Origin of the sequence: Draconibacterium sp. IB214405, assembly GCF_033963885.1 — a bacterium.
Taxonomy (GTDB): domain Bacteria; phylum Bacteroidota; class Bacteroidia; order Bacteroidales; family Prolixibacteraceae; genus Draconibacterium.
The window spans coordinates 1049726-1062306 of the sequence record NZ_JAXBMA010000001.1; the positions used below are offsets into that span (position 1 = coordinate 1049726).

Below are 12581 nucleotides of genomic sequence, written 5' to 3' on the forward strand. Positions count from 1 at the left end.
AAAAAGTTTTAAAGAATTAAAATTCATTTGGAAATGCATGTTTTTATTGTTTGAAAATATGCGATAGGTCTGTTGTTGAGTTGAGCTGTAAATCAAAATTCTAGCTTTTGGCCTCATGCCGGACGGGCAGTTCCTTTTGCATTCGATCAAAAGGAACCAAAAATCTTGTCAAAAAATAACCTTTACGTTTTTTCAATGTAACAGATTAGCCCGACTTACGGATTTTTGACGAGCCCGCACAAAATTTGCCTTAAAGTCCGCCTTTGAGAAAAAGGGTTAAGAAAGTAAATGGAGGGAACGTTAAAAAATCAAGTCTGTTTGACGCTCGTTAGGCCTGAAGTATGAAGGTCTAAAAGGAGGAGTTTCTTGATTTTAGTGAGAGGAATTTATTTTTAGCTTTTTATCGTCAGCGGTGGCTTTTTTGAATACTTTTTCAGCTAAAGGAAAAAGTATTTCCCGTCTGGAAAGACGAATGTATGATCATTGAACTATACAGGATTTCCAAGGCTGGGAGCCTGTTTTAGAAATGTCAGAATTATTTCAATTAGAAATTGTTATTCAGGTTAACCGACACCGAAAACAAGTTCGATGAGCCTGCCAAATGGAATCGGGAAATGGCATAATCAAAATGGAAACGTTTGATCTTTAAGCCGAATCCGGCAGAAAATCCAACGGTTGAAGCTTTATCGTCGAATTTAAGTTCCTGGCGACGTTGGTAGTTATAACCCACCCGCAACGTAAAGTTTTCAGAAGGTAATATTTCAGCTCCCAAAACCAGGTGGCGCATGGTTTGTTTGGCAAAACTCTCTTCGCGCTGGTGAATGGTTTCGCCGTTAAACTCTTCTTCTTCATCGCTCGATGCCAGGTCCCAGTGGTTGAGGTGTTGCATCGTGGCTGAAAAAATCAACGGAGCATGTTGTAGACGTTTGCTGATTCCAGCCTGAATGTTCAGTGGAATTCGTTCTCTGTCGGCTCCATCATAGTAGGTAGAAATCTGTGTTCCAAAGTTGCGCACCACCAATGCTACGTTGGTATAACCGTTTTTACTGGCAAAACTTGCACCCAAATCGGCAGCAATTCCAAACGACTGATAGGTTTCGAACGACGACAAAATAGGTTTTAAGTTAACACCGTAATTCAGTCGTTTATAGCTGTTCGAATAAATGAGGTTTAGCGCATACTCGGCTGCATTAAAAGTGGCTCCTGTAAGTTCACCCGTTTCTGTGGCTTCCTCGAATTGCCCATAGTTGATGTAGTGCATACCTACCGCAAAATTCCCGATCCCATCGTAAGTTTTAGCATACGAGGCATAGCCGTAATTTACATCAGCAAGGTAATTTACATAGTTCACCAAAACACGGTTGTCCATCTCCGCGTGGAGCAGGGCCGGATTGGCGTAAGGCAGGTTCAGGTCGCTCGAATCGTAAATGGCAATTTGTGTGCCTCCCAAAGCTGCAATACGTGCCGAGTTGGTCAGCTCCAGAAACTGGTAGGTGTATTCACCACCGATCTGTGCTTTGCCGGTTAAGAATAATAAGCTGAATAAAATTAATACGTATAATTTTCGCTTCATGCGCGATTGTCATTTTTTCTAAAACGCCAAAGGTATTTAATTATTATTATAGGGGAAACAGATTGGTGAATTTCTCACTGCATCTACACACGTGGTAGCCGCTCCGGCCAGATATCAGGCAACTCACCACTAAATCCCATTTCGGGGAGATTGTCAATCAGGCTCATTTCTTCCGGAGTAAGTTCAAATTCAAAGATGTCAAGATTGTCCAGAATTCGTTCATGCGTAGTTGATTTTGGAATTACCACCACATCGTGTTGCGTAATCCAGCGCAGGCAAACTTTGGCAATTGACTGATTATAGTTTTTTGCAATTTGCTGCAAAGTTTTATTGTCAAAAACGCGTCCGCGTGCCAGTGGCGACCAGGCTTCAATCGTAATATTATGTTTTTTGCAGTAGGCTGTTAACTCCGGTTGCCAGTAACCGGGGTGAAACTCTATTTGGTTTACCGCCGGTTTAACATTGGCGGTCTTAAAAAGTGCTTCAAAATGTACCTCCCAGAAATTGCTAACACCAATCGATTTTATTTTTCCTTCGGCCTGCAGTTCTTCCATAGCGCGCCAGGTGTCGGCGTTGGCTTTCTGCCAGTCGTTGTAGTTGCGTGCGTTGGCCGGCCAGTGTATCAGGTACAGGTCGATGTAATCCAGATCGAGTTTTTGTAATGATTTCTCCAATTCTTTTTTTGTGGATTTATAACCCAAATAATCGCGCCATAATTTGGTGGTTACTATTATCTCTTCACGTGGAATGCCGCTGGCTTTAATCCCTTTTCCAACTGCTTCTTCATTAAAATAAAATGCGGCAGTATCAATCAATCTGTAACCATTTTGCAGGGCAAATTTTACTGCTTCAATTCCTTCCTGTTCTTTCGATTGGTAGGTTCCGAAACCAATTACAGGGAGTTCGTTTCCATCGTTTAAAAGTAGTTTTTTCATATTCTGCATCTTATTTTAGGAGATCATTTCAATGGGATTCCAATTTTACAATAAGTTTAAGCGGTCGTTAAAGTAAACAAACAAAAGCAAAATTATTACCAAACCAATTGCAATACTTATAACAATCTTCCAATTACTGTTTCTTTTGTCCTCTGCCAACTTTGACCGAAGCTGTTTTTTGTAGCTTTCGGTGTACGTTTTGCTTTTTAAAACCGAAAAGTTCCGTTTTTTTATGTGATAGTAACTGCTTACTTCAGGCCCGGCAGACGGAGCTCCACCGCCACCATCGGGTTTGCTACGTTTTCCAAGGTATTTTCTGGGTTTCATTGTTGAAATCCAACGTTGCATTCCGAGGCCATTGTATCCCATGCGATTGGTTTTTTGCTTTGCCTTAAAGTTATAAATTTCTTTTTGATCGGTAATCGGATTCAAAGCGGACCTTGAAAATATTAACGTTTGTATTAGTCGCTGATTTACAAAAAGATGGTGTAAAACATAGTGTGGGTCGCAGAAATAGCGTTGTTCATTAAGAAATGCTGTTGAACATTGTGTTTTTTATTGCTAATTTTAAAGTGAAATCAACAGAAACTCAACAATAAACCAATGCTCAATCCTTTAACATGGTTATTTCCGGTTTTGGTTTTAGTTCAAAATCTGTATGCACAAAGCGACCCTGATTTCATTACCGCCAGTGATCAATCGGGTTTTCAGAAACTCTATGTGCAAACCGATCACGAAATCTATTTCCTTGGCGATACCATTTGGCTGAGTGCTTATTTGCTCAATGGGAAAACACATTCTCCGGTAAAAGGAGATCAGAATTTGTATGTTGATTTGATTGACTCAACCGGGGCCATCTTAAAATCCGAAATCTTTCCTGTTTACAGTGGATTTGGGGAGGGAAATATTCCAATTGAGGACTCAGTGCTCACTGGTGATCTTGTTTTTCGAACGTACACCAACCATCTCCGCAACTTTGGCAGCGACTGTTTTTTTTATAAGTCGCTGACGATTGAAAAAACTAAAAACTCTTTCGAAATTGAAAATGATACTTCTGTAGAAAATCGCAGGGCAGAAGTAGAACCTCTTGTCCGTTTTTTCCCTGAAGGAGGTATTTTATTGGAGCATACTCCGAATGTAATCGGCGTAAAAATTACGGCCAGAAATGGTGAAAGTATCAATACCAATGGAGTGGTGCTAAATGAAAATAATAAGGTGGTTGCCCGTTTCGAGACCAACTACAAAGGGCTGGGGAAGTTTGATTTTTACCCAAACAGCGGCGAAAAATATACCGTGGTTTTAAATGCTTTCCCAAGATTAAAAGTTGCGTTTTGCGAACCTGAGGAAGCGGGCATAAAACTACAATTGTATAACAATACTGATGAGCTGTTGCATGTTGGAATTTTAAGCAACTCTAAAAATTATCAGCGCGAGAAATATACGCTGGCCTGCATGAATCGGGGAGAAGTGATCTTCTACAAAAAAGTAAGACCCACCCAAAACGACTTTAGCGTAAAAATTGAGAAGAATAAATTTGGTGCAGGAATAAACCGCCTGGTGTTATTAAACGAAGATTTAAACCCGGTTTCCGAGCGTTTGTATTTCAACAACAATATTGAAACAAATACCATTCTGATTGAATCGCCCGATACGGTTTTATCCAACCGTGAGTTGGCAGCTTTTCAGTTGAAACCTGACGAAAAATTTCTTGCCGATAGTGCGCGGCTTTCTATCGCTGTTGTTGACGAAAACAGTTTGAATGCTTTTGGCCAATCACAAAACATATTGTCGCAGTTGTACCTTGATGCCGAACTTATTGGACGCATTGAATCGCCGGCTGATTATTTCAGCGATGAACCCGAAATATCTTCCGGACAGAAACTTGATCTGTTGATGTTAACGCACGGCTGGAGCAACTACATCTGGAACAAAATTGCAGACATGGATGAAGAGGAATTTAAGTATCCTGTAACTGCAGGTTTTACGCTTGAAGGTTACGTAAGCAACCTGTGGAATAATAAGCGGTTGGCCGATAGCGAAGTTCTGCTTATGGTGCAAAACGATAGTTTATTTACCTCGTGGCAAACCACCGATGCAGATGGTCGGTTTGTTTTTCAGCATATAAATCTGACCGATTCGGCAGCAATTACCCTGCAAGCCCGAAAAAGTAACGAGAGTGAAAATACAAGAGTAACAATTGATCCGTTAACTACCATTCATGCAGATTTTAATCCAGCTAAATTCAAACAGTATTCCGAACGAAATAAAATTCCGCTCGAACTATACCGGCAGAATTATTACGCAAGTCTTGCCGAAAAAGCATTCGAGCCTGAAAAAGATGTTATAATGATTGATGAGGTGGAAGTTACTGCAAATGCTCCAGAACAGGAGGAAGTAAAATTTTCGCAGATTTATTCGGAACCGGATATAATGATAAAACCAACAGAGGGAGATTTTATGGCGAATAGTTTATATGCATTACTGTTTGAAAAAGCGCCCACATTTTTTGGGAATCGTATGCCTAAGTCAATGGTTGCCGGAACAGGACCGTTGATTTATGTTGATGGATCTCCTTGGAATGATCCTATTTACCATTTTCCTCCCTTGACTGTTACGAGTATTGACCGTGTTGATATAATCACTACGCACAATCCAACAGGAATGGCATTACTCGGAGTGAGAGGTTCAAACGGTGCGATTTTTATTTACACAAAACGCGGAGCTCCGGATGAAGTGCGTGAAAAATATTTGAAAGGGGTGATAAAACAAAAAATTAAAGGTTTCTCGAAATACCGTGAGTTTTATTCGCCAGTTTATACTGCCGAAAACAGGAATTCAGAACGACCGGATTATCGTACAACGTTGTACTGGAATCCTTCAGTAAAACTAAATAACGGAGTGGCGAATATCTCGTTTTATACTTCGGATGATATTGCCCGCTATAAAGTTTTGGTGGAAGGAATTACAACCATCGGCACCGTTTGTCTGGGCGAAATGCGTTTTGAAGTTATTCCCGAAGCAGATAATTAGGGGGATTACTACAATAACTCTTAAAAGTTTTTCTTTTTTAATTCTTCAAAAACTTCCAGCACAACCGGACAGGTTTCACAGTTTTTATGCGTCAGATCAAGGATTTGGTAAAATCGTTTCCGGTCGGTGTGCGGGTATTCGCGACAGGCTTTTGGCCGGCTTTCGTACACCATGCAATAGTTGTCGGGCATCAGAAAAGGGCAGGGATGGTCCTTAAAAACATAGTCGCCGTCTTCGTCAACCCTGATGTATTGTTCCGTAAAATCGGGAACTTTCATTTTCAGGTGTTTGGCCAGTCGTTCAATATCTTTAACAATAAGGCGAGGCCCGATTGTTTTACAGCAGTTGGCACAATCCAGACAGTCGAAATTATCAAAAGCTTCGTAATGCAGCGCATGTACCACATCGTCGAGCCGTTTAGGCTTTTTCTTTTTCAGCTTTTTCAACAAGGCGTTGGTTTCCGGCCTGCTCTTATCGGTGAGCAGTTTTAATTCTTCCGGTGTTTTATAATTGATGTTCATTTGGCGTGCAAGTTATATAAATCTTTCTTTACCCCTCTCCCTGTCGGGAGCTCCCCTCAAAAGGAGAGCCGGCATTTAGTTGGTTCAGTGGTTATTCTTCAGGGATTTTTTCGCTTTAAAACGTAGAGTAATTATTGATTAAACTCTGTGATAATCTTTTGCAAAACATTTTCGATTTCGTCCAGGTCATCATTTTGAAAACGTAATATTTTTATTCCCTTATTTCTTAAAATTTCATCCCGTCTTTCATCTCGCTTTTTATTGAATTTGTGAATTTCTCCGTCTAATTCAATCGCCATATTTTCTTTGAAGCAGAAAAAGTCGGGAACATAAAAGAAATGTTCGTCGCCAATTGTTTCATAAATGATGGCATGTTGTCGCAAGAATTTTCTTCCCTTCAATTGTTTTCTACGCAGATATTTCCATAATTTCTTTTCGGCTGGAGTTCCATTCCATCTTAACGCACGTGTTTTCTGCTTGATAAGTTCGTAGAGCACTGCATTTGTTTTTGAGTTTCCATAAAGGTAGCAATTTGAAAATTTATGAACTTTCCCTCAAAGAGTTTTCCCTTTGTAAGGGAAAATGTCGACAGACAAAAGGGTAGAGGAGAATTATCAAAAACAATCATTTTATTTCCGGTGAACTTCAACCGCTTTTTTGCGTCCGTTGGTTTCGCGTTTTTTTATTTGCGAAAGAAACAATCCGGCAACCACCACTAAAATTCCAACAATCTTTTGTAGTCCCAGATTATCTTTCAGAATAAAAAAGGATAAAACGGCCACAAAAACAGGAATCAGATTTATAAAGGTATTTGTGCGTGTTACACCTATGTTGCGAACACTTTGCGTGAAAAATACAAAGGCCAGCGTTGACGAAAAAACAGCCAGCAAAACAATTGCTCTAAAAGCCTGTGGATGGAAAGGTGTATGAATAAAGTCTTTCACATCGAGCACAAGCCAAATGGGTAAAAATAATACTACCCCGATAAAATTCTGATAAGCGATTATGGTAAGCGTATTATAGCGCGATGCCAGGTTTTTTAGAATAATGGAGTAACCGATGGCTGATAATACAGCCATAAATTCAAGACCAACGCCCAATGGCGAAGCATCGAACTTGAAACTACCATTGAGAACCACCATTGCAACCCCCACAAACGAAAAAATCAATCCAATCAGGTTCATCGCTCTTACCTTCTCTTTGTGAAAATACCAGGCAGCAACCGGAGTGAGCAGCGGAATGGTAGCCACAATTACCGCAGCCACGGTGGACGATACATATTTTAATCCGTAGCTTTCTCCTAAAAAGTAGAGGAAAGGTTCGAATAGCGACATGAAAAAGAACAGTTTGTAGTCTTTTCTTTCCGGTTTTTGCAGGCGTTTTAAAAACCAGGCAATAAAAGTAATAAGCAAGGCTGCGATTGTTAACCGCAGGATTACCACCGTAATAGGTTTGTAGGCGATAAACGCGATTTTAAACCAAACAAACGAGAAGCTCCAGAAGAAAGCAGCTCCCAGTGCTGAAAGTATCGCGGTAAGGTCTTTGTTTTTCATGGATTAAAATTGAAGCCACAAAAGTAATATTAAAGTGTAAGCCTGAGTGGGAATAATGAATGAAAAAAGCCATATTTGTGAGATAGTCTTGTTTAAAGACTACTATTTAAATACCTAAAACCAAGTAAAAATGATTTCAAAAAGAATTAGTTTAAGATCGTTGGCAGTACTGGCAATCACTGCGCTGCTTATGCAAGGATTTACGTCGTGTAATTCAGCTCCCAAAAAGGCTGAAGAGAAAAGTGCCGAAGTTAAGAAGGAGATTTTTATCGGACTTCAACTGTGGTCGGTAAAAGATAATATGGGTGAAGACGTTGCAGCTACACTTAAAGCAGTTGGCGAAAGTGGATACAAGTTTGTTGAAACCGCAGGTTATGGCGATGGCCTGATGTATGGCATCGATCCGGTTGAGTTTAAAAATTTGTGCGAAAGCAGTGGCCTCCAATTTTTGGGAGCACACACCGGACAAGCAGTTCCAACCGACGAAACCTGGGACGAAACCATGGCATGGTGGGATACTTGTATTGCCGCTCATAAAGCAGCCGGTGTAAAATGGATTGTTCAACCATGGATGGGCGAAACTGCTTACCAAAGCCTCGACGGTTTAAAAGATTATTGCAAATATTTTGAAGCCGTTGGCGAAAAATGTAACGCTGCCGGTATTCGTTTTGGCTATCATAACCACGATCAGGAATTTACCACTGAATACGAAGGGAAACCGCTTTACGACTGGATGTTGGAATTGACCGATCCTTCGAAAGTGATGTTCCAACTCGATTTATATTGGATTGCCGAAGGCGGCAAAAACGCTACTGACTATTTTGAAAAATATCCCGGTCGTTTTGAGCTGTGGCACATTAAAGATGAAAAAGAAGTGGGTGAAAGCGGTAAAATGGATTTTGTAGGAGTTTTTGCTGCGCGCGAAAAAGCAGGTGCTGAATACGGAATTGTTGAGGTTGAAGATTACAACTTTGAACCAATTGAAAGCTGTGCAAAAAGTCTGGAGTATTTAAAAGCACAGGATTACGTAGATTTATACGAATAACAAGAATCAAAAACAATAAAAAAGCGGTTGTCCGGAACTAGTTCGGGCAACCGCTTTTTGTTTCCGGATTTATTTATACTCTTCCTCTTATCCTTCCCTGCAAGCAAGGAAGGACGATTGGTCGGATGATCTTTGTTGAACCAGATAAATTACTGATTTGACTTTGTTTTGTCTGAAGGCCGATCGTCTCTCCATTTTTAAGGGAGAGACAGGAGAGAGGGTAATGTGTTCCTGTTCTTCGATTAAAACTTCCCAAATTTAAAGGTCATTCCCACATTAAAACCTCTAAGTACATCCGGATCGGTATCATACAATTTTATGTCTGATGTTAAACGGTAGCTTCCATAAGCCGCAATTCGGAAAAAGCGCGTAAGATTAAACTCCAGTTCCACTCCGGGTTCGAACACAAAAAACAGGTCGGTGTCGAACTCGTGATATTCATCGTGGTAATAACCCCAGTCCCATCCGGTGTGTTCCACCAGCGATATTCCTCCCATTCCAACTACAATTGGGAAAGAAACATGCACGGGTTTTGTTCCGCCAACTATAGGCTCAAAAAATACTCCACCGTAACCACCGGCTAAAAAGAAGCGGTCCTCCGGGGCCGTTTGGTATTTGTGGTATTCAAGGTCGTTTACAAAACCGTAACCGGCCAGACCAATGGCAAATGAGTGATCGAAAATGAAGGCTCCACGAGCTCCGGCCACCATTGCATCGCGACCGTCAATTTGGGTGTATCCAACCGAGAATGCACCATAACCACCATTGCTTCTATTGTTCGAGAAAATAGTTTCAACCTGGTCGTTGTAATAATCGTCTTGCGCAAAGGCAAAACATGATGCCAATAAAATGGCCACTAAAATTGTTAATTGTTTCATCTTTCTGAATTTTGTTTAAGTAATTGTTTTGGCTTAAAAAAGATATTTGATTGTAAAGGCAAAGTCGAATAATTCAAGGTCGAAAAAGTCGCGGCCCAGTACATCAACGTATGGTTTAACTTCAAAACCTATCGATAAGGGGACTTCGTAAAATAGGTATTCTACACCTACAACGGCGTCGATACCTGCCAGCAAGGCCGTTCGTTCTTCGTACCAGCTGGTGTTATCCTGCACGTAATATTTGTCCCACTGCTCATATCCAAAATGTGCTCCCAGCCCATAAAACAGCGATAGTTGTTCTGAGAAATTAAACAGATCGTATTCGTGAAATTCTTTAAATGCGTGAAATTGAATACCGTCGTCGCGGGTTGCCAAAAGTAATTTGTACGAGTTGGCATCGTCGGTGTAAAAGCGGTATTCAAATCCGGCGGAGAGTCCACCTCGGATACCGATTGCTTTGTTGAATGTTTGTGCTGATAAAGCCAGTGGTAAACTAAATAGCAAGATGATGAGGAAACGTTTCATGGTAGTGGTTTTTTAGTTTTGACTGATTACACTCCCGGAACCGGAAATATGTGTTTCAATATTGGGGTCACCATAGTAGAAGACATTGCCCGAACCTGAAATATCAGCATGCAATTTGCGGGAAACATCAACGTACATGTCGCCTGAACCCGAGGTTGTTGTATTGCAATCTAAGATGTCGAAGGTGTAACCGTCGATAGTTCCCGATCCGCTTATTATAAATCTGGCATCTTCAGTCGATCCGGTAAGTTCAATTCTACCTGAGCCGGAAAGTAAAGCATCTGTCTCATCGGCTTCAAAAGCGGCAATTAATCTTCCTGATCCGGAAAGGATCAAGTCCATTTTGTCTGTGTAAAAATAGTTCGTAGTAATCGTTCCCGACCCGCTAAGTTTTATCCCCTCAAGTTCGGGGGTAACTACATAAACTTCCATCGGAAGTGTGTTTCTGAGGTTACGGATACCTTTTACATCAATGTGAAGCACATCTCCCGAAACATAGGTTTCAATGTATTGCAGAAGGTTTTCGTCGGCAGTTACAAGAACGTCGTGTTCGGTGCCTTCGGTAATATGCACCCTGAAACTTCCTGATGAATTTACTCGGTCGAAACTCGAAACAATACGGCTCTCGGAGGCTTCAATTCCGTTTCCTTCCACCGTAATGTCGTCGATGCAGCTGCTTGCGGCAATAATCATAGCAAGCCCGTAAATGAATAGTTTAATTGTTTTCATAACACGTTGTTTTCCGGGGAAAGTTTGTTTAATTGTTTTCATGGCTTCGGCAAACTAGTCCCGCGTGGTTAATAATTGTTTTCTTTCTGTTTTAAAAGACAGGTGTTTTTGGATGAGGTTGCAAAATGCGTGCTAAAAAATTTAAAGAGCTGTAATTTAGTAAGATGTACGTATGCTTATATTCCCTGAATTGGCATTTATATAGAGCTTTTCGGCGGCTTTCGGGTCGTTTCCAAAATGTCCGGTCATTCTTATTTCTGATTCTTTTTCATCCAGCACTTCTTCTTTGTCGACAACAAAATCCTGGCCCATGTCAACTTCTGCTTTAACATGTTTTACATCAAAGCTAAATTGTGTTTCGGCGTTGAAATAAAGATTGATATCGGTTGATTTCGACTCGATATTTACACTGCTGAAATCGCTTGCTGTTTTTTCAATTTCAATATCGCCGTACTCGGCCTGAAATTTTGCGCGGTCGGTTACTTCGTTAATTCTGAACGTTGTAAAACTGCTGCGTGCATCGAGTAATTCGATCTGACGGATTCGGAATTTATCTCGCCGCGATGAGGCGGTAAGTGTTTCCACTTTTTCCAACTCAAATTCCGTTGATTTACTTTGAAGGTGTATGTTGCCCAATTCTTTTACATACAAATCGCTGAAGTTGCAATCTAAACGGCCTTTTTTGATGTTGTTAATGGTGGCGTCGGCAAAATTAAGGGAGAGATTAATGTTGTTAAAATCGTGGGCTTTCATGTTGCCGTTTGATAAGGAGATATCAGCCTCGCCGTTAAAATCGCCAATATAAATGTCGCCGAATTTATTGTCGATCTTTAAGCGGTTCGAGTCGGGCATCCAAACGGTGTAATCCACCTGAATGTTGCCGTCGGAACTTAACAGTGTTTCTTTAAACTTTTTGATTTCCTGACCCAACGCACTTTTGTTTCTTTCAACCATCGTACGTACAATCAGGTAGTGTTCGTTGTTCGAAATCTCAAAATCAATCTCGTCAATCGATTCTTCCAGTTTCGAGAGTTTCTTTTCTTCCACCCTGATATTGATAAGGAATTTCACCGAATCTTTATCCCAGGTCTTTAAATCGATTTTGCCGTATTTATTGCTAATCTCAACTTGCGTTTCTGGCAAAACGGCAAAAGTTTTATTTATTTCCCTGGTGTCGGTAAACTGGGCTTTTGCAAACGACGGCACCAATAAAATAAGCAGGCCCAATAATATACTACATTTTATTATTCTCATTTTTCCCCCTTCTCTAACATTTAATCTGGTCAAGTACATCGTCGCAAAGTTGTAACCTGTAACGGTTGTTTTCAATCATTGCTTCAATTACGCTTTTATTCGAAATATTTTCTTCCAAATCGTTTTTAAGCAGCTGGTACATACCTTCCAGTTCGTTTAAATCGGTTTCAATCTCATTTTTAATCTCCGGGAAAGTATAGTAACACTTCTGAATTTCTTTCATTTTCTGGTTCACCTGGCTCGAATAGAATGCTTCGGCTTCAATGAGTTCCTTTAACTCCGGATCTGCATTTTCTGCCAGTCGTGTCGGGCTGTTTAGGCTCGCTTGCCAGAGTACAAGCCCGGTTGCAATTACGATTGCAGCCACGGCTGCTGCGCGCATAAAATAGTGTCGTAACGAAACTACTTTTGGCTTGTTGGTGGCAGCTTCAATTTTGTCCCACACTTCAGGCGAGGGTGCCCGAAAATCGAACTCCTCGCGATTGGCTTTTACAAATTCTTCTAATCTATTCTTCTCCATATGGCTTATTGTTTATCC

The 12581-nt window shown here is 40.7% G+C and carries 13 protein-coding genes; 2 read left to right on the forward strand and 11 right to left on the reverse strand.

Going from position 1 to position 12581, the window contains the following annotated elements; all coding sequences use genetic code 11:
• Positions 1-544: 544 nt before the first annotated feature.
• The 3 genes from porQ to SLH46_RS03975 form a co-directional block, all read right to left on the reverse strand.
• Positions 545-1573 carry a type IX secretion system protein PorQ gene (gene porQ / locus SLH46_RS03965; protein ID WP_320279855.1) on the reverse strand — a complete coding sequence of 343 codons (1029 nt, stop codon included), beginning with the start codon at positions 1571-1573 and terminating at the stop codon, positions 545-547.
• An 83-nt stretch (positions 1574-1656) separates the two neighbouring features.
• Entirely contained in the window at positions 1657-2508 is an 852-nt protein-coding gene (locus tag SLH46_RS03970; protein ID WP_320279856.1) for an aldo/keto reductase, read from the reverse strand.
• Positions 2509-2553: 45 nt separating this feature from the next.
• Entirely contained in the window at positions 2554-2877 is a 324-nt protein-coding gene (locus tag SLH46_RS03975) for a hypothetical protein (protein ID WP_320279857.1), read from the reverse strand.
• A 234-nt stretch (positions 2878-3111) separates the two neighbouring features.
• On the opposite strand from SLH46_RS03975, the gene SLH46_RS03980 reads away from it, so the two are divergent.
• Positions 3112-5538 (forward strand): hypothetical protein, encoded by a 2427-nt coding sequence (locus SLH46_RS03980; protein ID WP_320279858.1) that lies wholly within the window; start codon positions 3112-3114, stop codon positions 5536-5538.
• A gap of 20 nt (positions 5539-5558) precedes the next feature.
• On the opposite strand, the gene SLH46_RS03985 is transcribed toward SLH46_RS03980, so the two are convergent.
• The 3 genes from SLH46_RS03985 to SLH46_RS03995 form a co-directional block, all read right to left on the reverse strand.
• Positions 5559-6059 (reverse strand): YkgJ family cysteine cluster protein, encoded by a 501-nt coding sequence (locus tag SLH46_RS03985; protein WP_320279859.1) that lies wholly within the window; start codon positions 6057-6059, stop codon positions 5559-5561.
• Between the two features lie 131 nt (positions 6060-6190).
• Positions 6191-6556 carry an endonuclease domain-containing protein gene (locus SLH46_RS03990; RefSeq protein ID WP_320279860.1) on the reverse strand — a complete coding sequence of 122 codons (366 nt, stop codon included), beginning with the start codon at positions 6554-6556 and terminating at the stop codon, positions 6191-6193.
• A 132-nt stretch (positions 6557-6688) separates the two neighbouring features.
• Positions 6689-7612 (reverse strand): DMT family transporter, encoded by a 924-nt coding sequence (locus SLH46_RS03995; RefSeq protein ID WP_320279861.1) that lies wholly within the window; start codon positions 7610-7612, stop codon positions 6689-6691.
• Between the two features lie 130 nt (positions 7613-7742).
• Between SLH46_RS03995 and SLH46_RS04000 the strand changes: the two genes are divergently transcribed.
• The gene (locus SLH46_RS04000) at positions 7743-8657 is read left to right on the forward strand and encodes a sugar phosphate isomerase/epimerase family protein (protein WP_320279862.1); all 915 of its coding nucleotides are present in this window, start codon (positions 7743-7745) and stop codon (positions 8655-8657) included.
• A gap of 242 nt (positions 8658-8899) precedes the next feature.
• Here the strand turns inward: SLH46_RS04000 and SLH46_RS04005 are convergent, their stop codons facing one another.
• The 5 genes from SLH46_RS04005 to SLH46_RS04025 all read right to left on the reverse strand — a co-directional run bounded on the left by SLH46_RS04005 (position 8900) and on the right by SLH46_RS04025 (position 12563).
• Positions 8900-9535, reverse strand: coding sequence for a hypothetical protein (locus SLH46_RS04005; protein ID WP_320279863.1), 636 nt, complete (start codon positions 9533-9535; stop codon positions 8900-8902).
• 33 nt (positions 9536-9568) lie between these two features.
• Positions 9569-10060, reverse strand: coding sequence for a hypothetical protein (locus tag SLH46_RS04010; protein ID WP_320279864.1), 492 nt, complete (start codon positions 10058-10060; stop codon positions 9569-9571).
• A gap of 12 nt (positions 10061-10072) precedes the next feature.
• Positions 10073-10789: a head GIN domain-containing protein gene (locus tag SLH46_RS04015; RefSeq protein WP_320279865.1), complete on the reverse strand. Its 717-nt coding sequence runs from the start codon at positions 10787-10789 to the stop codon at positions 10073-10075.
• A gap of 156 nt (positions 10790-10945) precedes the next feature.
• Positions 10946-12043, reverse strand: coding sequence for a DUF4097 family beta strand repeat-containing protein (locus SLH46_RS04020; protein WP_320279866.1), 1098 nt, complete (start codon positions 12041-12043; stop codon positions 10946-10948).
• Positions 12044-12056: 13 nt separating this feature from the next.
• Entirely contained in the window at positions 12057-12563 is a 507-nt protein-coding gene (locus SLH46_RS04025; protein WP_320279867.1) for a hypothetical protein, read from the reverse strand.
• Positions 12564-12581: the final 18 nt, after the last annotated feature.

Coding starts and splice junctions, on each gene's coding strand:
- SLH46_RS04005 (WP_320279863.1), bottom strand. CDS start 9,535: ATGAAACAATTAACAATTTTAGTGGCCATTTTATTGGCATCATGTTTT.
- SLH46_RS04025 (WP_320279867.1), bottom strand. CDS start 12,563: ATGGAGAAGAATAGATTAGAAGAATTTGTAAAAGCCAATCGCGAGGAG.
- SLH46_RS03985 (WP_320279859.1), bottom strand. CDS start 6,059: ATGAACATCAATTATAAAACACCGGAAGAATTAAAACTGCTCACCGAT.
- SLH46_RS04010 (WP_320279864.1), bottom strand. CDS start 10,060: ATGAAACGTTTCCTCATCATCTTGCTATTTAGTTTACCACTGGCTTTA.
- SLH46_RS03995 (WP_320279861.1), bottom strand. CDS start 7,612: ATGAAAAACAAAGACCTTACCGCGATACTTTCAGCACTGGGAGCTGCT.
- SLH46_RS04015 (WP_320279865.1), bottom strand. CDS start 10,789: ATGAAAACAATTAAACTATTCATTTACGGGCTTGCTATGATTATTGCC.
- SLH46_RS04000 (WP_320279862.1), top strand. CDS start 7,743: ATGATTTCAAAAAGAATTAGTTTAAGATCGTTGGCAGTACTGGCAATC.
- SLH46_RS03980 (WP_320279858.1), top strand. CDS start 3,112: ATGCTCAATCCTTTAACATGGTTATTTCCGGTTTTGGTTTTAGTTCAA.
- porQ (WP_320279855.1), bottom strand. CDS start 1,573: ATGAAGCGAAAATTATACGTATTAATTTTATTCAGCTTATTATTCTTA.
- SLH46_RS04020 (WP_320279866.1), bottom strand. CDS start 12,043: ATGAGAATAATAAAATGTAGTATATTATTGGGCCTGCTTATTTTATTG.
- SLH46_RS03975 (WP_320279857.1), bottom strand. CDS start 2,877: ATGGGATACAATGGCCTCGGAATGCAACGTTGGATTTCAACAATGAAA.
- SLH46_RS03970 (WP_320279856.1), bottom strand. CDS start 2,508: ATGAAAAAACTACTTTTAAACGATGGAAACGAACTCCCTGTAATTGGT.